Raw genomic sequence first — 19,708 nt, 5'->3', positions numbered from 1 at the left:
GGCGGAATGAAAGCCGTCAGCTGTGTGCGCAGCACTTTGGAAGTCGTGGACCTGCCGTCGCCGAGGCCCGACGAGGGCCAACTCGTGCTCGATGTGCTGCGGTGCGGGATCTGCGGATCCGACCTGCATGCCAAGGATCACGCCGACGAGCTGACCGACGTTTTCGCCGAAGGCGGCTATCACGACTTCATGCGCAGCGACACGTCTGTGGTGATGGGCCACGAGTTCTGCGGCAGGGTCGCCGAGCGTGGACGCAAGGTCGGCAAGGAGTTCACCCCGGGGACGACGGTGGTGTCGTTCCCGCTGCGCCGCGCGGGCGGCGGTGTCCACCTCATCGGCCTGTCTCCGCTCACTCCTGGGGCCTACGCCGAGCAGGTGGTCACCGAGGCATCACTCACCTTCGCGGTGCCCAACGGCCTGGATCCGGCGACCGCCGCATTGACCGAACCGATGTCGGTGGCACTGCACGCCGTGCGGCGCAGTGAGATCACCACCAGGGATGTGGCCATCGTGCTCGGCTGCGGGCCGGTCGGGCTGGCGGTCATCTGCCACCTGAAGGCACGCGGGATCGCCACGATCGTCGCGAGCGACTACTCGCCCGGCAGGCGAGCGCTCGCGACCCGGTGCGGCGCCGACATCGTCGTCGACCCCGCTGTCGGTGATCCGTACGAGGCGGTGCCCGCGAAGAAGCGCGGGCTGACCGAATTGCCTGCCCTCTACGAGCTCGCCGTCGGGTCGATGGAGAAGCTGCGCAGGATTCCCGGCTGGTCGCACGTCTACCGGATCGCCGACAAGCTCGGCGGCACCGCACCCAAGCGGCCGGTGATCTTCGAATGCGTGGGTGTGCCCGGGATGATCGACGGGATCATTCGCGCCGCTCCGCTGGCGTCCCGCGTGATCGTCGTCGGGGTCTGCATGGGCGAGGACCGCATACGTCCGGCGATGGCGATCGGCAAGGAACTCGACCTGCGCTTCGTCTTCGGGCAGACGCCGCTGGAGTACCGCGACACGCTGCACATGCTGGCCGACGGCAAGCTCGACACCTCCGCGCTGGTGACCGGGACGGTGGGGCTCGGCGGGGTCGCCGCCGCCTTCGAGGCGCTCGGCGACCCCGAGACCCACGCGAAGATCCTCATCGACCCGGCGAGCAGTGCCGCAGCTCCCTAGATCTTCAGCGGGGCGTTGGCCGAGTCGAGATGCTCGACGGTGGTGAACACCAGGTCGCCGTCGCCGACGTTCTCGATGTCGTGCAACAGGTATTCACCAGCCGCGAACGTGAAATGTCGGGTTTCGCCGGCCTGATAGGAGACCTCGCGGGTGGTTCCGTCCGCGGTGTGCTGCCTGCTGCGGCCGGCGTTGACCGCCGTCCAGAAGTAGTCGAGCACATGCCGGTGGGCGTGCCAGCGCTGCCCGGGGGCGAGCCTGATCTCCCAGACACGCACGCGGTCGTTCTCGCTCAGGAGGCGGGAACCCACGTGCCCGTCGTGGGAGTGCGACTCGAACTCGGCCTTGAGCTCGTCGGTCCAACCGTCGAAGTCCGTGGCGACGAGCTCGCCGGCCAGCGGGGCGTCGGTCAGGAAGTCGGAAGCATTGGTCATTGTGAGCCTTTCGGTTAGCGGCCCGGGCCGTAGAGGCCGAACCTGTTGTCGGGGTGTCCGGGAATCCAAGCGCCGGTGACCTGTGAGCGGGTCCCCATCTCCTTGACGCGGCGCAGCAGCCGTTGCGCGAGCTCCAGTTGCCCCGGCTCCCATTTGGCGAGTGCCTCGGCGACGTCGGAGCTTTCCGAGAGTGCGTCATGCAGTGCCCACGCGTTCGCGGCGGCCTTCGCGGTGCCGGCCGCCGCGTGCGGCCGTGCCGCGCTCGCGGCATCCCCGACGAGTGCTACCCGGCCCATGGCCATCTGGTGCGCACCGACGTCGTACACCGCTTGCAGGTAGGGCTGCTCGGTGCGGAGCACGACCTCCGCGGCCGCCGGGGCGAGCATCTGCTCGGCCGCCGAACGCATCTCGTCGACGAAGCGGTCCTGCACCTGACCGGGATGCAACGACACGCCCGCGATGAAGCCGCGTTTGTCGGTCATCAGCTCGTCGAGGGCGTGACCTTCGGACACGTTGCGATACCACACATAATTGAGCAGGCGCGTGCCCTCGGCCAGGCCGCCGTCCGGGGACGGGATCGGGTAGACGTTGATGTGCGTGTGCGGACCGAAGCTGTAGCTGATCGAATCTCGGAGCAGCTCAAAGGTTTCAGCGGTGACGTCCCGTTCCGGGACCGTCCCGCGCCATCCGACGTAACCCGAGTACTCCAGCCGCGACTCCGGCGAGATCCGGCGTCTGCTCGGCGAGGTGATGCCGTCGGCGAACACCACCAGATCGGCCCGCTCGCGCCGTCCCGAGGTGAACCGCACCTCCACACCGTCGGCGTCCTGGTCGAAGCCTGCGGCGTACTCGCCGAGGTGATAGTCAGTGGTCCCGAAGTCGGTCAGCAGTGCGCGGTAGAACGTGCCCCAGGAGGTGTAGCTCCAGGGCGCCTCCTCGCGATGCACCACACTGTTGTCGGGACCGAGGTACTGGACATAATGCGTTGACGTACTGACTGTCTCGGGATGCTGGCGGCTGCACTCGACGAACCATCGCAGTGTGTCGGGTTGCAGGACGATGCCGCCCCCGCGCCCGTCGAGGTTGGTGGGCGTGCGTTCGAAGACCTCGGTGTCGAATCCGAGTCTGCGCAGCAGCAGCGCAGTGGTCAGCCCACCGATCGAACCGCCGATGACAAGCGCGCGATGTCCCGTCCAGTCATTCATGTCCTTCTCCTGTCATGAGCCCGAGGAACGTCCGGGCGTTGGTCTCCAGGGCGGCGTCGTCGATGCCCGCCGCGTGCGGCAGTTTCAGGGGATCGCGGGTGCCCATGTCGAACGGATAGTCGCTGCCGGCCATCAGGTGGCCCGGATCGGCCTTGGCCGCAAGCAGTTTGAGAGCGTCGACATCGTGGGTGAGTGTGTCGAACCATAGTGCGGCGAATGCGTCCTGCGGCGCTCGCGATCCTGAGGCCCGGACGTCGCTTCGCTGGGTCCAGCCGTGCTGCCACCGGCCGACCAGGGCGGGTGCACATCCCCCACCGTGGACCAGACAGATTCGCAGACCCTCGATGTCATCGAGGACACCGCCGAGGGCGAGCGCCGCGGCAGCGGTCGCCGATTCCACGGGGTTGCCGATGAGGTTGTTCAGGTAGTAGGACGACCACTCCGGCCGAGGCAACTGCATCGGATGCACGAGCACCGCGACGTCCAATTCGGCTGCTGCCAAAAGGATTTCTCGCATCGGGGGCACATCGAACGACGTCGTTCCCAGCAGCGGCGGCATCGCGATGCCCCGCAACACCTCCGATGACGCCAGCTCCCCAATCTGCTTGCGGGCCGACTCCGGCTGGTGCAGCGACACCAGACCGAGACCGAGCAGGCGCCCGCCGCTGTCGCGACACACCTTCTCCAGTTCCTGGTTGTACGCGCCGACGAAACTGCCCACCTCTGGGTGGTCGACGACGGGGAAGGCGAACGGCGGAGCGGACAACACACGCGCGCCGAGCCCCGCGGTGTCGGTGTCGGCGAGCACCCGCTCGATGTCGCTCATCGCATCGGTCTCGATGGACAGCGGCAGCTCACCGAGGTGCAGTTGTCCGTCGCGATCGGCGAGCGGGGGCACCGGTGAGCCCGGCGCGAGGCCGAACAGATCGCGAGGCAGCCAGTGGGCGTGGACGTCGATGGGGCCGGGACGCATGTTCACGCCGCGCTCCCCCGCGCCTCGAGTGCCTCGAACCGGGCCAGGATCTGTGCCTGCAGGACCGCGACCGCCGGATCGGAGGCCCTGCGCGGCCGGGGCAGGTCGACGTCGATGACCTCGTGAATCCTGCCGCCCGGCTCCAGGACGACGATCCGGTCGGACAGTTGAACGGCTTCGGTGACGTCGTGGGTGACGAACATGACGGTGCGCCGCGACTCCAGCCAGATGCGTTCGAGGTGCTCGCGCAGCGTGCGCGACGTCATCGCGTCGAGATGGCTGAACGGTTCGTCCATCAGCAGCACGTCGGGCTCGACCGCGAAAGCCCTTGCGATGCCGATACGTTGCTGCTGACCGCCGGACAGCTGGGCCGGATACCGGTCGGCACAGTGGCTGAGCCCGACGAGGTCGAGGTAGTGGCGGGCCCGCTCCTGCCAGCCGGCGTGCTCGTGCTGGACGAAGCCGAGGTTGGCGATCACGGTACGCCACGGCAGCAGGCGAGGATCCTGGAACACGTAGCCCACGCGCGCATCGCGGGAGCCCGCCCGCAGCCGCACGCTGCCCGAGGTGTGTGTCTCGATCCCGGACACGATGTTGAGCAGCGTGGTCTTACCGCTGCCGGACGGTCCGACCACGGAGACGAACGTCTCACCGGAGATGGTCAGGTCGACACCGTCGATGACGCGGGTGACTGCGCCACGACGGTCCGTGAACTCCTTGACCAGATTCTGAATTTCGATGGAGGCCATGATTTCTCGCTTTCTATGCGGAACGCCAGCGGGTGGCGAAGCGCTCGATGGGACCGAGGATCAGCAGGTCGGCGACGACCAGCAGGAGGATGAAGACGAGCACCCAGGCAAGGAACCCGTCGAGCTGGTTGGCGTCGTACCAGTAGCGTGCCCGCCAACCCACACCGGAGGTGGAGCCGAACCATTCCGCCAGCAGAAGACCGTTCCAGGCGCTCATGATCGCGAATCGCACTGCAGCGACGGTGGATCCGGCCACCGCGGGCGCCACGATCTCGCGCAGCACCCTGGCCTGGGGCACGCCGAAGGAGCGCGCCATCAGCACCAGATCTGCCGGTACCGCCCGCGTGGCCTTGGCGATGTTCACGACCACGAACGGCAGACCGGAGAGAAACACCGTGACCACCGGGGTCAGCCAGCCGAAGCCGAACCACATGGTGGTCAGCAGCGCCCAGATGACGGCCGGGATCGCCAGTGCTGCGGCCGTGAGGTCGGAGAACGCGAGGTCTGCCACTCGGGACAACCCCATCAGCACGCCTACCGCGGCGCCCACCACGAGCGCGGCGGCCAACCCGAACACGAAGCGGTTCATGCTGATCGCCAGGTTGTGCCACAGCTCGCCGACCGCCGCCTCGGAGCCCAGCCGCTGCACGGTCACCGCGACCGACGGCACCCTGTTGCCGATCGTGACGGCGACCTGCCATGCCACCAGGATGCTCAGCAGCGACGCGACAACTGCGGTCGCCGCGGTGGTCTGGCCGCGCAGTCGACTGTGCAACGTCTGCGTGCTCATGCGATTTCCTTCCGCCACGCGAAGAATCGGTTCTCCAGGTATGCGAGGCCCCGCTCGATCAGGACCATCGCGATGATGAAAAGGGCTGTCCAGGCGAGCATGTCGGCGACCTGGAACTCCTGGTAGGCCTTGCGGATCATGAAGCCGACCCCCGAGCTAGCACCGAACACCTCTGTCAGCGCTTCAACCTTCCACGCCATCGCGAAGCCGTACCGCACCCCGGCGAAGACGAACGTCGCCAGGGCGGGCAGGTACAGGTGGCGTAGGACGTCGGTTCGGCTGCGGTCGAACGCCTGGCACATCGCCAGCAGGTTCCCGTCCACCGATCGCACGCCTTCGGCGACGTTCATCGCGATGAACGGCAGGGCTACCAGGGCGGAGACCACGATCGGACCGCCTGCGCCGACGCCGAAGATCAGCAGACCGAACACCGCGTAGGTCAGACCGGGCATGTTGCCGAGCACGAACAGCGGCAGCGAGAAGTACGCCGCCATGAATCGCGAGCGCCCCATTGCGAATCCGACGAGCAGGTCGCCGACCATCGCGATGGCGAAGCCGGCCGCGATCTTGCCGATGCTGGCGGCGAAGTTCGTCAGGGCCTCGCCGGAGACGACGATGGCGACGAGCTGTTCGCCGACACCGGAGGGCTTCGGCAGGATCGGGTCGTCGATCCACGCGGCCGCCGCGGCCCAGGCACCAAGGGCGAGGATCAGGGTCAATCCGGACACGAGCCAGCGCCGATGGCGCAGCGGGCTGCGCAGCGGCCGTCGCGCAGGGTGCGCGGGTTCGGGCCGGAGGTTCGGCGGGGCGACAGTCTGGGTCACGGCTGAACTCCTTCGGTCGGCAGGAACTGCGGGTCGGTGACGTCCTCACCGATGACACCGGTGGCGCGCATCAGGTCGAAGATCGAGCTCTCGTCTGCTGCCCACTGCGGGTCGAAGCGGACTTCGTCTGTCACCCAGTCATGTTGGTTGACATAGGCTTTCATGAACTCGATGTCCTCAGGTGTCGCGACAGCGAAGTGCTGGGGGTAGCGCTCGATCATCGCGTCCCGATGCACCTGCCATTCGGCGAGCCCGCGGTCCCAGAGGTCGAGGAATGCCGCCACTTCGCCCGGATGGCCGTCTACCCAGTCCTTGCGGGCGACAAAGACGTTACCCATCGGTCCGTCGTGGCCGGGGGCGACGAGCTCGGCGAACAGATCGGCCGAGGATTTGCCGTCGTAGAGGGGGCGTACCGAGCCGTCGCGTAGTTCGCGCGCGGACAAGTCCGGATAACAGATGCAGGCGTCGATCTCACCGCGTGCCAAAAGGTTTGACAGGTTCTGTATGTCGGCGACTACCACGTCGAAGTCGCCGTCGACCACGTTCACACCATGCATCTGTGCGGCCAGCGCACTCCACACCAGCGTTCCCGACACGGTCGTGAACACGCCCAGGCGTCTGCCCTTCAGGTCCGCCAGGGACTGCGCCGGATCGTCGCGTCGTACCAGGATGCGGCTGCGCTCGGCGTTGTATTTGCCGATGATCACGGTTTCGCGCTGGGTCTGCTCCTCCAGCCCCGGCACCTCGAACGACGCCGACGAGATGATGTCGGCATGTCCGCCGGCGAAGAGCCCGAACTCGTCCCAGGTGGCGCTGGTCTCGATGGTGTAGCCGGTGTCGCGCTGCCACTGGTCGACGATCCCGGTCTCGTTCATGTAGTCCCAGATCGGATCCGGCGCGAACGTGAAGCGGATGACCCCGTCCCGGGCCGAGCGCGAAGAGGCGGGGCCGCCCAATCCCGCCGAACATCCGGTCAGGAGCGCGAGCATCGCAATCGCGACCAGGGCCACGCATGTGCGGAGCAACAGAGTCACCGCGACCTCCTAGTGGTGTGAGGGTCCAGTTCTGTGACGGTGATCACGGGTTCCACGATGCGCGGTGTAGGCCAAACCCGGCAATGTCTGAGCAGACATACTTAATATAACTTTTATGTCTGATGAAACACCGCTGGAGGGATGGCTCGGAGCTCTCGCCGAGATCGGCGAGGCCCTCGGCGGGGACGAGCCCGTCCTGGACCTGCTGGACCGGGTGGCGCGGACGGCATGCACGCTGCTCGGCTACGACTTCTGTGCGGTGTTCCTCCCCGATCGGGACGGGCGCGCGCTGACGATTCAGGGCTCATACGGCTTGTCGGCCGACTACATCGCGCAGGTCAATGCCAGTCGGCCGATCCTGCTCGACGTTCGCGGTAACGAGGAGGCGCCGACCAGCCTTGCGTTTCGCAGCGGCGACGTCGTCACGCTGGAGGACATCCAGTTGGTGCCCGACTTCACCTGGGGTGGCGTGGCCCGGGAGCAGGGTTACCGCGCCCTCATCTCGGCTCCACTGCGACGGTCGGGGACTGTGGTGGGTGCGCTCAACGGCTACCGCACCGCACCACATCGCTTCGATCGTGCCGAGATCACGCTGGTGACGACGCTCGCGAGTCAGGTCGCCATCGCGCTGGCCACCGCGCAACTTCGTGCGCAGGAGCAGGCGACGATTCGCGAACTCCGGCGCGCCGAGGAGGTTCACACCCTCCTGATGGCGACTGCGCTGCGCGGCGAGGGCGTGGCGGGGGTCGCCGAGGCACTCGCGGCTCTGCTCGACCGCGCGGTTCTGATCGAAGACGTCTACCACGAGGTACTGGCCGAGGCGGACTGGACCGAACCGAGTACGCAGGATCGCCTCGTCACCGACGTGACCCTCGAGGGCGCCCCTGTCGCGCGCATCCATGTCGCCACAGGCGGTTCCGAGGATCCGGGGCTGTCCGGGCTGGACGTGCGTGCGGTGGAGCACGCAACGGTGGTCACGGCCCTGGAACTGCTTCGAGCCCGCACCGCCGCGGAGGTCGAGCAGCGGATCCGCGGATCCCTGGTTTCCGATCTGCTCGCCTCCGACAGCGAGAACGTGAACGAGTTTCTGGACAGAGCGCGCCGCCTCGGTTGGGATTTGGCCGGTGGCCACTGCCTCATCGCCGTCCGCCCCGCCACCGAGCGCATGTTGGCGGCCACCGACCGATTCGTCGCGGGGGCCGCTTCTCGTCCGCTTGCCGCGCTACACCGCGGCGATCTGGTGCTGGTCTGGCCCGCACAGGCCGGATCGGCTGTCGATATCGCCGGGCGCATGATCGAAACTTTCTCCGCCACAGGAATTGTCGAGCGCGCCATGGCGGCAGTGTCACCGGTCGTTGCGGCGGGCGACCTGCCCGCCTCGTTCTCGACCGTCCGTGGCGCGCTCGACCTCGCAGGCGAACGGACAGATTCCGCGGTCATCGACCTCAACGAGATCACCGTCGCCCACCTGCTGCTGCAACTCGACGATCCGCGCCGGCTGCGCGCGTTCGCCACGGCCGTCCTCGGGCGCGCGGCGGACTACGATCGGACCCGCTCCACCGAGTTGCTGCACACCGCCAGGGTTCTCGTCGATCACGACATGGACAGGCGGGCCGCGGCGATCGCCTTACACCTGCACCCGAACACCGTCGCGCAACGCGTCCGCCGGCTGGAAGAACTCACCGGACTCGACCTCGCGCGTCCCGCGGATCTGTTGCAGCTCACCGCCGCCCTCACCGTGTCGCAGATTGCCGCGCTGCACCAGCCGCATCGAGCGCCCGGTAGATCCGCTGCTCGCTGACCGGTCGCGCGGTGCCGAGCTGCTGGGCCCAAAGACTGACCCGCAGCTCTTCGATCATCCGCGCGATGTCGGTCACCTCGGATGCCGAGGCGCGTGCCGGCGACAGCGCGGCGCGCAGTTCGTCGTAGGCCTCTTGCACCGCCGCCACACGCTCCATACGTTCGCGGTCGGCGCCCAGGGCGTGCGGCAGACGTTCGAGGCGACGGCTGATCGCCGTCAGATAGCGCGCGAGGTCAGCCAGATGTGCGGCACCGGTCGCGGCGACGAAGCCCGGCCCGACCAACCTCGCCAGCTGCGCACGGATGTCGGCGATCGCGTCAGCCTGCGCCGCCGAGGGCTTCTGCGGCAGGGCGAGTTCGACCTCGTGCAGCGCGGCCAGCACCTTCTCGACGCGGCGGACGACGTCGACGGTCATCTGCGCCAGGCCGGAGGCCAACCGCTGCCGAGCGGCGCCGAAGTCGGCTTTCGTCCACACCGGAGAAGGAACGAGAACGTCCACCGCGGCGGCTGCGCAGTCGTCGATCAGCGCGGGCAGCGAGCCGTCCGGGTTGTTGCCAAGGACCAGCCTGGTTCTGGTATCGAGGCTTTTCTCAACGTTTTTCGTCACCGATGGGGCGGCCAGCAGCAGCAGGCGTCGGCATCCGCGGGCCATGACGGCGTCCTGCTCGACCTTGTTCGCGAAGACCTTGACGTCGACGCCCGAGCGTCCCGGTACGAACGCGGGATACCCGCGCACGGTGTGCCCCGACGCGCCCTGGCGTTCCACCATGCGCGGCAGCTCGTCGAGATCCTCCGGCCAGGTGCTCAGCCCTTGACGTTCCAGGTCGCCGGCAACGGTGGCCGCGACGGCCTGGCGACTGGGTGCGGCGAGTCGGCGCTGCAGTTCGTCGAGATTCTTGCCTCGGGACACCACCGATCCGTCGGCTGCTTCGACGGCGAACGTCACCCGCAGATGCGGGGGCAGCTTCTCCAGGTCGAACGCATCGACCGGGACGAGAATGCCTGTGCGGCGCCGCAGTTCGCTCTGCACCGCATCCAACAGCGGCCCGCTGTCCGGCGTGATGGCATCCAGAAGCGCCTTCGCGGTGTCGGGGGCGGGAACGAAATTGCGACGCAAGTCTTTCGGTAGCGAACGGATCAGCGCGGTGAGCAGTTCCTCCCTCAGCGCGGGCACCTGCCAGGCGAAATCGTCTCCGCCCAGCCTGGCAAGAACGTCAACGGGGACGTGGACGGTGACGCCGTCATCGGCCGCACTCGGGTCGAACCGGTAGCTCAACGGAAGGGACAGGTCACCGGCCTGCCAACTGTCTGGCTGCTCTGCTCCGGCGTCGCTGCGCAACAGGTCATCTCGTGTGAGGGTCAGCAGGTCCGGAGTCTTGTGCCGCTGCTTGCGCCACCACCCGTCGAAGTGCCGCGCCGACACCACGTCAGCAGGCACACGCACGTCGTAGAACGCGAAGATCTCATCGTCGCCGACCAGGAGATCGCGACGTCGGGCACGGTCTTCCAACTCGGCGAGTTCCTCACGCAGCCGGGCGTTGTCGCGGAAAAAGTGGTGTCGCGTCTGCCAGTCCCCCTCGACGAGGGCGTGCCTGATGAACAGATCGCGCGCCACCTCGGGGTCGACCTCGGCGTAGCCGACGCGACGTCGAGCGACCAGCGGCAGGCCGTAGAGAGTCACCCGCTCGAAGGCCATCACCGCACCGCGCTCGGCGTCCCAATGCGGCTCGCTGTAGCTCCGCTGCACGAGATGGCCGGCCACGCGCTCGACGACCGCGGGTTCGATTCGCGCGGCGGTCCTTCCGAAGAGCCTGCTGGTCTCGACCAGGTCGGCGACGACGACCCACCGCGGCGGCCGGCGGCTCAGCACCGATCCGGGCGCCAGCACGAACTTCGCGTTGCGGGCGCCGGAGTAGGTGCGCCCGTCGGTCTCACGCATCCCGACGTGCGAGAGCAGTCCCGCGGTCAGCGCGGCGTGCACCGTGGCCGCGTCGGCCGGCTCGTCCTGCTCCCTGATCCCCAGGTCCCGGCAGATTCCACGCAGTTGGCCGACGAGGTCCTGCCACTCTCGGATCCGCAGGTAATGCAGGAACTCGTCGCGGCACATCCGTCGAAACGAGCTGCCGGAGCGCTCCTTTCGCTGCTCACCCAGGTACCGCCACAGGTTCAAGAACGAAATGAAATCCGAGTTCTCGTCGGCGAACCGGGCATGCTTCTGACGAGCGGCGTCCTCACGGTCGGTCGGCCGCTCCCGCGGGTCCGGAATCGACAGCGCGGCGGCCAGCACCAGGACTTCGCGGACACATCCCTCGGATTGGGCTTGCAGGATCATGCGTCCGAGACGCGGATCGACAGGGATCTGCGCGAGCCTGCGTCCGACGTCGGTGAGCTCGCCGTCACGATCGAACGCCCCCAGTTCCTGCAGCAGCGCCACACCGTCGCGGATGCTGCGGGCGTCCGGCGGATCAAGGAAACCGAAACCCTCGATGTCGCCGAAGCCGAGCGCGGCCATCTGCAGGATCACCGCGGCCAGGTTGGTGCGCAGAATCTCCGGATCGGTGTATCGGGGCCGGGATTGGAAATCCTCCTCCGAATACAGCCGGATGCACACGCCGGGTGCGGTACGGCCCGAACGGCCGGCGCGCTGAGCCGCCGAGGCCTGAGAGATCGGCTCGATCGGCAGCCGCTGCACCTTGGTTCTGCGGCTGTAGCGCGAGATGCGGGCGGTACCGGGATCGACGACGTACCTGACCCCCGGCACCGTGAGTGAGGTCTCGGCGACGTTGGTGGCCAACACGATTCGCCGCGCGGTACGGCCAGGCTGGAAAACCTTCTGCTGTTCGGCGGTCGGCAACCGAGCGTAGAGCGGAAGCACCTCGGTGTTCACATCGACAACGCCGCGCAGGGCTTCCGCGGTGTCGCGGATCTCGCGTTCCCCGGACAGGAAGACCAGGACATCGCCCGGCGGCTCGGCCTCCAACTCGGCCACCGCGTCGATGATCGCCTCGGTTGGATCTCGCATTTCAGTGCGGACCACCTCGTGGTCCGGGTCGTCGGGATCTTCGGCACCTTCGACAGGAACTGTCACTTCCAGTGGGCGATAGCGGATCTCGACGGGATAGGTGCGGCCCGAGACCTCGACGATCGGCGTTCCGGAGAAGAACTGTGCGAAACGCTCCGGCTCGATCGTCGCGGACGTCACGATCACCTTCAGATCGGGCCTGCGCGGCAGCAGGTTCCGCAGATATCCGAGGAGGAAATCGATGTTGAGGCTGCGCTCGTGGGCCTCGTCGATGATCAGCGTGTCGTACCGCAGCAATCTGCGGTCCCGTTGCACCTCGGCGAGCAGGATGCCGTCGGTCATCAGTTTGACGAGCGTGCGGTCGCTCGCCTGATCTGTGAACCGCACGGTGTAGCCGACCGCCTCGCCCAACGGCGTGCCGAGCTCGTCGGCGATGCGGGCCGCGACGGTGCGGGCGGCGAGCCGGCGGGGCTGGGTGTGGCCGATCGTGCCGCGAATTCCTCTGCCGAGTTCCAGGCAGATCTTCGGAAGCTGCGTGGTCTTGCCCGAGCCGGTCTCGCCGGCCACGATCACGACCTGGTTCCCCGCGATGGCCGCGGCGATCTCGTCGCGACGCTCGCTGACCGGTAGATCCGGATAGCTGATCTGCGGCACGGCGGCCAACCTGGTGGCCACCAGCGCTTCGGCTGCCGCGAAGCGCTCTTCGAGACGCTCCAGCTGTTGCTGGGTGGGGTTGCGGAGCTGACGCAGACGGCGCCCCAGCTGGGCGGCGTCCTTGATCGTCAGATCGTCAAGCCTCGCACGCAGGGACACCCGGCCACGATAGGCGCAGATCCGTCACCGCGGAGCACGGGTGCGGGCGTACAGCACGGCGGCCGCGAAGACGATCTCGGCGAAGGCCACTGCTGTCGCCAGCTGCATCGCGATCGCCATGTCGACCGTCGCAACGGACGCCGAGCCGCGACCGTGCTGATGACCCGCCATCGGTATGTGCACCGCGATCATCGCGACGTTCATCACCGCCACCATCAACCAACTCCGCACGGTGTCGAAGCGCCACAACTCATAGGCGCAGTACAGACAGACCGCTCCCATCGCGATCGTCACCACCCCGGGCGAAGACGCATGCAGCACAGCTGAACTCACGGCCAGCAGAGCCCCCACCGCGCGGACGATGCCCGTCTTCATACCCAAGTAGACAACGTCTGCGGAAAATTCTCATCGCAAGCGCGCAAACCGGCCGTCTGGTTGAATATCGGCGTGCGGTGGCGGACTACGTTGGGCACCGCGATGGCCGCGGCGATGTCGATGGCGACGGCAGTGACCGGGGTCGGGTTTGCTCCCGCCTCGGCGGAACCTGTGCCGATGCGCCCTCTCAGCTACGACAAGGTCTCCCGGGACGGCTGGCAGCTGAACATCAGGGTGGAGAACGAGGTGGTGAACTCCATCCCCAACCTCGCCAACGCCCAGAATTCTCGCGAAGGCTTCGTGACGGCGTCGGCGACGGCAACGGCGGTCGGCGGAGCCAACCCGATCACCGACAGCATCTTCATCCTCGGCTATCAGCTCGGGTGCCAGTCGGATGTGTCCGCGGGTCTGCAGTACGGCGTGACCGGTGGTGGCGGACCGTCGGGCGCCGTCGGGATCGGCGGTGGCTCCCCGGTCAGTGCGTCGCTCGGCCTCGACGGCGGAGCAGCCGGATTCGTCCAGTCCGTGTTGCAGCCCGGCGTGATCGTCGATCTGCCGCTGTCGAACATGACGCTGAGCCCGAACGGTCAGGCGATGATCGACATCGACAACATCCACATCAAAGCCGATGCGTGCGGCGGTGACGTGACCATCCGCTCCTACGCCTACCTGAGGATTTCCACCGATGCCGCACACACCCAGTTCGCGATCTACGGTGATCCGATCAAGATCTAGCGGGTGGTGGCTCCTGCTGGCGGGGGCCACTGTTGCGCTGGCTCCGACGGCCTCGGCCCAGCCCGTCAATCCGGTGAATCCGCCGAGCATTCCCGATTTCGCTGAAGTGATTCCCGGCCTGCAGCCTGGCAGCTTCTCGTACCCCTACAACGTCATCGTGGTCGGGCCGCCCCCTGCAACGGACGCCCGCGGCACCCGCATCAGTGCGGGCGTCGACCCGGACATGAAGGCCGATGGCTTGCCCGGCAGCAGCCTCGGGAACGCGCCGCAGGCCGACGGCCCGCTGGTGACGGCCAATTCGCGCTACGGGATCACCGCCGGACTGGAACCCGCGGCAGGTGGAAACCCCGGGCCCGACGTCCGCGCGGGCATCGCTTCGGTGCCGTCCGCCGAGGATCCGAGCGGCCAGCCGCCGCAGACACCGGTGCCCATCGAGTCGAGCCAGCCCGACGAACTCTCCACACCCGGCGGCTATCCCGCGCCGATCCTGGAGACACCCGGCACGGTCCGCGAAGGTCCGGCCGGGGTGTTCGGGCCGCTGCCCCAGTAGGTCAGGGTGTGTCGGGCGACCAGTACGCGAGCATCTCGGCGAGAGTCTCGAAGGCCGCGGTGTTCACGCCGTAGGTCGCCTCGAAATGCACACTGAGCGGGAAACCGAGATCGGCAACTCCGTCGATGACGCGCTTGTAGAGGTCGAGCATCAGCTGGCGCCGGCCCGCGGGATCGGTTTCGGCGAGCTTGCGGACAAAGTCCTGCTCGCGGCCGACAGCCTCGTTGCCGGGGTCCTGGATGAGCCAATTGATAAGTCCGACACGGCTTTCCACTTTCGGCACAAAACCGAAGGACAGCAGGATCTCGGGGCGGTGGTCGGTCTTGTCGGCGAATTCGGTGAGCATCCTGACGATCGCGTCGGAGTACAGCAACTGCGTCATGCCGTAGGTGGCGCCGCGATCGCACTTGAAGTTGAACCGACCGTGCTCGCCCTCCCGCGTCGGGATCAGGATGACGCCGCGGTTCTCGACCAGCCCGTCGAAAATCGACAGCGCATCCGTCGGCGCGACCCCCGAGCCCTCGCCGTCGCTGAGGGTGCGAGGCACGCCGACGAAGGCGATCCCCTCGAACCCGCTGTCTCCGAGCTCGGTGAGCCTGCCGCGCAGCGTCGGCTCGTCCATGAACGCGGTGACCTGTGTGCACAGCCCCTTGATGCCGGGCAGCTCGGGCTTGATCATCGTCCAGAAGTCCAGGACGTCGAGCTTGGGCTTCATCTCGACCGGACGGTCGCCGTCCTCCTCGATCATGCCGGGGATCATGACGTGGCGGATCCGCCCGGCCAGCCCCGCCTCAGCCGAGCACCGCAACACCTTCTCGGCGTCCTCGAGGGCCTGTTCACGCCCCCGCTCCACGTTCGGCGGCACGAGCTCCAAGGCGATGGTGTTCAAGCTCACAGCATTGCTCCACATCTGAAGGCGTCTTGTCCCCCGGCGGCCTGCCGACCTCGTCGTCGTGGCCCCTCGTTGCCCCGCCGGTCGGGAAAAATCACCATACCTGTGGCGACGCGCGAGGCCTCAGTGAGCTTTTATGGGGTAGATCTCCCATGAAAATGCTGTCCAAATCATTCGCGCCCCTCGTCCTGCTCATCTGCCTGTTGACGGCAGCCTGCACCGGCGCCGAGCCCGGCTCTCCGGGGTCGGCGACGGGATCCTCGACCGCCACGACCTCGACGTCGCGCTCCCCCTTCGAGCCCACGACGACCCCGAAGCCGCCCGACACCACGGGACCGCTGATCGCCTACCGCGCGGCGGACGAGATCGGCCTGGTCGAAGGCACCAGCGTGGTCGCCACCGCGAAGGGCTCGTTCACACCGTCGAACGACCTTCTCACCACCGATGACGGCAAGTTCGTGTTCGCGCGGACGACCGACAACCAGCTGGCCACGATCGAGGTGGCCACGGGTCGGGGTTCGACCCGCCCGGTCACCGTCGGCCCTGTCGTGGGTACCGGCGGCGGAAGCGCGGTCGTGTGGTGGGAACAGCCGAATCGGTTGATGCGGCTCGACCTGGCCGACCCGCAGACGCAACCCGAGCTCGCCCAGATCGTCGACCTTCCCCCTGTCGCCGGGGTGCGGCCCGGCGACCCCCGGCTGGTGATCGCGCGGGGCGGCACCGCGGTGATCGCCCGCGTCGAGGCGCCGCCGTCGCCGTTCGGCGGTCCCGACACGCTGTATGCGGTGCGGGGCCCGGGGCCGCCGACGTCGTTGGGCCAGGCCGACGCCAACAGTCCGGTCGCGGTGGCACGGCTCAGTCCGGACGGCGCGTCGCTGTCGTACGCGCTGTATCGCGCCACCGACGCCGCGTGCGGGACGGCAGCCGTGGTGACCTCAGACGCCAACGGCACCCAGCAGACCTTCGATGTGGCCGCGGCAGACGTCAACGCCGGCTTCCGGGTGACCAAGCTGTGGTGGCCGACGGCCGGACCGCCGAAGCTGAGCCTGACGACGTGGGTGTGCGGTCAGCCGCAGACCTATCCGCCGGTGGTCTGGCAGCTGTCCGGTGACCAGATCGCGCAGACGACGCCGCCGACGTCGGCGCTGCAGACCGCGGATGTGGCGCCGGGCCAGCGGGCGCTGATCCTGCCGCGCAGCGATGCACCGACTGATCCGGCCGGCTCGCTGGTGTTCGAGGAAAGCTCGCGCCGCATATCCATCAAGGGCGGCGTCGACGCCATCGCTGTGATCCCGCCGTCTCCGTAGGCTGGGTGGGGTGAGTATCGCGCTGCAGAGCCGCTTCGCCGGCGAGCTGCCCGAGCTGACGGTGCAGTGGAAAGCCGAGGAGGCGCCTGAACCGCAGCTATTGGCCCTCAACGAACCGTTGGCGGCCGAGATGGGCATTGATGCGGCCTGGCTGCGCAGTCCCGAGGGCCTCGGCCTGCTGACGGGAACGGTCGTGCCCGCTGAGGGGACGCCGGTGGCGCAGGCGTATGCCGGACACCAGTTCGGCGGATTCCAACCGCGTCTCGGGGACGGGCGCGCGCTGTTGCTCGGCGAGATCGAGGATGCCGGCGGAACCCTGCGAGATCTGCACCTGAAGGGCTCTGGACGCACCCCGTTCGCCAGGGGTGGCGACGGCCTGGCCGCGGTGGGCCCGATGCTGCGCGAGTTCGTGATCAGCGAGTCGATGCATGCACTCGGGATTCCGACGACGCGGGCACTGGCCGTGGTGGGCACCGGTAAGGCGGTGTATCGCGAGACCGTGCTGCCGGGGGCGGTGCTCGCTCGGGTCGCGTCCAGTCACCTGCGGGTCGGGACTTTCCAGTTCGCGCCGCTGCTGATGCAGGCGTCGGGGAACACCGATCTGCTTCGGCGGCTCGCGGACTTCGCGATCGCGCGCCACCACCCCCAGGCCGCCGAGGCCGAGAACCCCTACCTCGCGCTGGTCGAGGCGGTCAGCGTCGTGCAGGCGCGGCTGATCGCGCGGTGGATGCTGGTCGGCTTCATCCACGGCGTGATGAACACCGACAACATGACGATCTCCGGCGAGACGATCGACTACGGCCCATGCGCCTTCATGGAGTCGTTCGACCCGGCGACGGTGTTCAGCTCGATCGACAGCTGGGGCCGCTACGCCTACGGGAATCAGCCCTCGATTGCACTGTGGAATCTGGCGCGTTTCGCCGAGACGCTGCTGCCTCTGATCGACGACGACAGCGAGAAGGCCATCGCGATGGCCGAGCAGTCGCTGGGCGGTTTCGCGCCGCTGTACGAGGCGACGTGGATCGACGGAATGAAGGCGAAGCTGGGCGTGCCGCGCGCATCCACCGACGAGGCGGGGCCTGTCATCCAGGATCTCCTGGCGCACCTGCAGCAGAGCCAGGTTGATTACACCTCGTTCTACCGCCTGCTGGCGATGGCGGCGCGCGGCGACAGCGAACCGGTTCGCGGCGAGTTCATCGACCTCGCAGCGTTCGACGGCTGGCTTGCACGCTGGCGGGCGCTCGAGCCGGATGCCGATGCGATGGACAGGGTCAACCCCGTCTACATCCCGCGCAACCACCTGGTGGAGGAGGCGCTCACCGCGGCGACGGGCGGCGATCTGGCCCCGCTGGAAGGGCTGCTCGACGCGATCCGGTCGCCGTTCGATGGACGGCCTGGACTACGGCGATATGCCGAGCCCGGCCCCAAGGAGTTCAGCGCCTCCTTCCAAACCTTCTGTGGAACGTGAGCGCTGCGGCTAGCGTGCATCCGTGAGCGCCGACAGTGTCCGTCTCGGACTGCAGGACCTGATGTTCATCTACGGCGAGACGTCGAGTTCGAAAATGCACGTCGCCGGGCTCCTGCCGTTCACCCCGCCCGCCGACGCGCCCAGTGACTATCTGCGCCAGATGGTCGACGAGGCGCGCAGCCAGGAAGTCGTGCCGCCGTGGAATCGCAAGCTCGCCAATCCTCGGCTGCAGTTCAGCCCGCTGCACAGCTGGGTGACCGATAAGGACTTCGACTTCGACTACCACGTGCGGCGGTCGGCGTTGGCCAGCCCCGGCGACGAACGCGAACTCGGCGTGTTGGTGTCTCGGCTGCACAGCAACCACCTCGACCTGACGCGGCCGCCGTGGGAACTGCATGTGATCGAGGGCCTCGAAGGCGGGCGCTTCGCGCTGTACATGAAGATCCACCACGCTCTGGTCGACGGGTACAGCGCGATGCGGATGCTGGGCCGCAGCCTGTCCACCGATCCGAAGGACCGCAACACCCGCATGTTTTTCAACGTGCCGTCGCCGTCGCGCGCGCGGCGCTCGTCCGGGGAAGGCGAATCGTCGAACCCGCTGACAGCGGCACTGCGGGCGCTGGGCGGGGTGACTTCGGCGGTCACCGGCGGTGTCAGTTCGGCGGTCGATCTGACAGCTGCTCTGGTCAACACTCAGCTGCGCCGAGACGGCGACAACGCCCACATCTCGGGGTCGGCGTCGGCGCCTCACAGCATCCTCAATGCACGGATCAGCCGTAATCGCCGGTTCGCCACGCAGCAGTACGAGTTCGACCGCTTGAAGAAGCTCAGCGCTGCGCACGGGTCCACCATCAACGACGTGGCGCTGGCGATCATCGGCGGTGGACTGCGAAAGTTCCTGAGCGACTTCGACAAACTGCCGGATCGATCGTTGATCGCATTCTTGCCGGTGAACGTGCGGCCGAAGGGCGACGAGGGCGGTGGCAACGCGGTGGGGGCGATACTGGCGCCGATGGGCACCGACATCGAGGATCCGGTGGAGCGTCTGGTGGCCATCACGGCTGCCACGCGCGCGGCGAAGGCGCAGCTGCAATCGATGTCGCCGGCCGCGATCATCGCTTACAGCGCGGCGCTGTTGGCCCCGGCGGGCGGGCAGATTGCGGGCGCGTTGACCGGCGTGCAGCCGCCGTGGCCCTACACGTTCAACCTGTGTGTGTCGAATGTGCCGGGGCCACGGGAGCCGTTGTATTTCAACGGTTCCCGGTTGGAGGCGACGTACCCGGTGTCGATCCCTATCCACGGAATGGCGCTCAACATCACGCTGCAGAGCTACGCCGACACGATGAATTTCGGCTTCGTCGGCTGCCGCGACCGCCTGCCGCATCTTCAGCGCCTCGCGGTGTACACCGGGGACGCGCTGGAAGAGCTCGAGACCGCCTCTGCTTAGAAGGGCGACATCAGAACGGTGGGGGTTCGTCGCGGTCGGTGTGGTGTGGTGGTGGTGGTTGCCAGCCGGGTTCGAGGGGTTCGGGTTCGATGGGGTCGGCGATGAAGCGTGCGAAGGGGCTTCGG

At 67.7% G+C, this 19,708-nt stretch carries 17 protein-coding genes; 7 read left to right on the top strand and 10 right to left on the bottom strand.

Features of this window, described 5'->3' with window-relative positions:
* Positions 1–6: 6 nt before the first annotated feature.
* The gene (locus AWC12_RS18945) at positions 7–1,167 is read left to right on the top strand and encodes a zinc-binding dehydrogenase (RefSeq protein ID WP_024444200.1); all 1,161 of its coding nucleotides are present in this window, start codon (positions 7–9) and stop codon (positions 1,165–1,167) included.
* On the opposite strand, the gene AWC12_RS18940 is transcribed toward AWC12_RS18945, so the two are convergent.
* Genes AWC12_RS18940 through AWC12_RS18910 form a run of 7 tightly spaced genes read right to left on the bottom strand, consistent with a single transcriptional unit; the run spans position 1,164 to position 7,173 of the window.
* On the bottom strand, positions 1,164–1,598 hold the full coding sequence (locus AWC12_RS18940; protein WP_024444201.1) for a cupin domain-containing protein: 435 nt from the start codon (positions 1,596–1,598) through the stop codon (positions 1,164–1,166). The genes AWC12_RS18945 and AWC12_RS18940 overlap by 4 nt on opposite strands.
* 14 nt (positions 1,599–1,612) lie before the next feature.
* Positions 1,613–2,803 carry an FAD binding domain-containing protein gene (locus tag AWC12_RS18935; RefSeq protein WP_024444202.1) on the bottom strand — a complete coding sequence of 397 codons (1,191 nt, stop codon included), beginning with the start codon at positions 2,801–2,803 and terminating at the stop codon, positions 1,613–1,615.
* Positions 2,796–3,776 (bottom strand): amidohydrolase family protein, encoded by a 981-nt coding sequence (locus tag AWC12_RS18930; RefSeq protein ID WP_085176284.1) that lies wholly within the window; start codon positions 3,774–3,776, stop codon positions 2,796–2,798. Before AWC12_RS18930 ends, AWC12_RS18935 begins: the two co-directional genes overlap by 8 nt.
* A 2-nt stretch (positions 3,777–3,778) precedes the next feature.
* Positions 3,779–4,525: an ABC transporter ATP-binding protein gene (locus AWC12_RS18925; RefSeq protein ID WP_024444204.1), complete on the bottom strand. Its 747-nt coding sequence runs from the start codon at positions 4,523–4,525 to the stop codon at positions 3,779–3,781.
* 13 nt (positions 4,526–4,538) lie between these two features.
* Positions 4,539–5,315 carry an ABC transporter permease gene (locus tag AWC12_RS18920; protein WP_024444205.1) on the bottom strand — a complete coding sequence of 259 codons (777 nt, stop codon included), beginning with the start codon at positions 5,313–5,315 and terminating at the stop codon, positions 4,539–4,541.
* The gene (locus AWC12_RS18915) at positions 5,312–6,139 is read right to left on the bottom strand and encodes an ABC transporter permease (RefSeq protein ID WP_085176282.1); all 828 of its coding nucleotides are present in this window, start codon (positions 6,137–6,139) and stop codon (positions 5,312–5,314) included. Before AWC12_RS18915 ends, AWC12_RS18920 begins: the two co-directional genes overlap by 4 nt.
* Positions 6,136–7,173: an ABC transporter substrate-binding protein gene (locus tag AWC12_RS18910; protein ID WP_036463570.1), complete on the bottom strand. Its 1,038-nt coding sequence runs from the start codon at positions 7,171–7,173 to the stop codon at positions 6,136–6,138. The genes AWC12_RS18915 and AWC12_RS18910 overlap by 4 nt, the downstream gene beginning before the upstream one ends.
* 115 nt (positions 7,174–7,288) lie before the next feature.
* Between AWC12_RS18910 and AWC12_RS18905 the strand changes: the two genes are divergently transcribed.
* A complete protein-coding gene (locus AWC12_RS18905) occupies positions 7,289–8,974 on the top strand; it encodes a helix-turn-helix domain-containing protein (protein ID WP_085176280.1) in 1,686 nt (561 codons plus the stop codon).
* Here the strand turns inward: AWC12_RS18905 and hrpA are convergent.
* A complete protein-coding gene (hrpA, locus tag AWC12_RS18900; RefSeq protein ID WP_234814092.1) occupies positions 8,907–12,809 on the bottom strand; it encodes an ATP-dependent RNA helicase HrpA in 3,903 nt (1,300 codons plus the stop codon). The two genes, AWC12_RS18905 and hrpA, sit on opposite strands and share 68 nt — an antisense overlap.
* Positions 12,810–12,833: 24 nt before the next feature.
* The gene (locus AWC12_RS18895; protein WP_024444210.1) at positions 12,834–13,184 is read right to left on the bottom strand and encodes a hypothetical protein; all 351 of its coding nucleotides are present in this window, start codon (positions 13,182–13,184) and stop codon (positions 12,834–12,836) included.
* A 114-nt stretch (positions 13,185–13,298) separates the two neighbouring features.
* On the opposite strand from AWC12_RS18895, the gene AWC12_RS18890 reads away from it, so the two are divergent.
* A complete protein-coding gene (locus tag AWC12_RS18890; protein WP_085176379.1) occupies positions 13,299–13,919 on the top strand; it encodes an MspA family porin in 621 nt (206 codons plus the stop codon).
* Positions 13,870–14,469, top strand: coding sequence for a hypothetical protein (locus AWC12_RS18885; protein ID WP_133057356.1), 600 nt, complete (start codon positions 13,870–13,872; stop codon positions 14,467–14,469). Before AWC12_RS18890 ends, AWC12_RS18885 begins: the two co-directional genes overlap by 50 nt.
* Before the next feature lies 1 nt (position 14,470).
* Here the strand turns inward: AWC12_RS18885 and AWC12_RS18880 are convergent, their stop codons facing one another.
* Positions 14,471–15,364, bottom strand: coding sequence for a mycobacterial-type methylenetetrahydrofolate reductase (locus tag AWC12_RS18880; protein ID WP_085176377.1), 894 nt, complete (start codon positions 15,362–15,364; stop codon positions 14,471–14,473).
* Positions 15,365–15,513: 149 nt separating this feature from the next.
* Between AWC12_RS18880 and AWC12_RS18875 the strand changes: the two genes are divergently transcribed.
* The 3 genes from AWC12_RS18875 to AWC12_RS18865 are packed head-to-tail and all read left to right on the top strand — an operon-like array spanning position 15,514 to position 19,583.
* Complete coding sequence (locus AWC12_RS18875; RefSeq protein WP_085176274.1) at positions 15,514–16,668, top strand: hypothetical protein; 1,155 nt, start codon at positions 15,514–15,516, stop codon at positions 16,666–16,668.
* A gap of 10 nt (positions 16,669–16,678) precedes the next feature.
* On the top strand, positions 16,679–18,136 hold the full coding sequence (locus tag AWC12_RS18870; RefSeq protein WP_085176272.1) for a protein adenylyltransferase SelO: 1,458 nt from the start codon (positions 16,679–16,681) through the stop codon (positions 18,134–18,136).
* Positions 18,137–18,158: 22 nt separating this feature from the next.
* A complete protein-coding gene (locus AWC12_RS18865; RefSeq protein ID WP_024444216.1) occupies positions 18,159–19,583 on the top strand; it encodes a WS/DGAT/MGAT family O-acyltransferase in 1,425 nt (474 codons plus the stop codon).
* Positions 19,584–19,708 lie beyond the last annotated feature (125 nt).

Origin of the sequence: Mycolicibacterium iranicum (assembly GCF_002101705.1) — a bacterium.
Taxonomy (GTDB): domain Bacteria; phylum Actinomycetota; class Actinomycetes; order Mycobacteriales; family Mycobacteriaceae; genus Mycobacterium; species Mycobacterium iranicum.
This window is presented reverse-complemented; position numbering and strand designations above follow the sequence as displayed.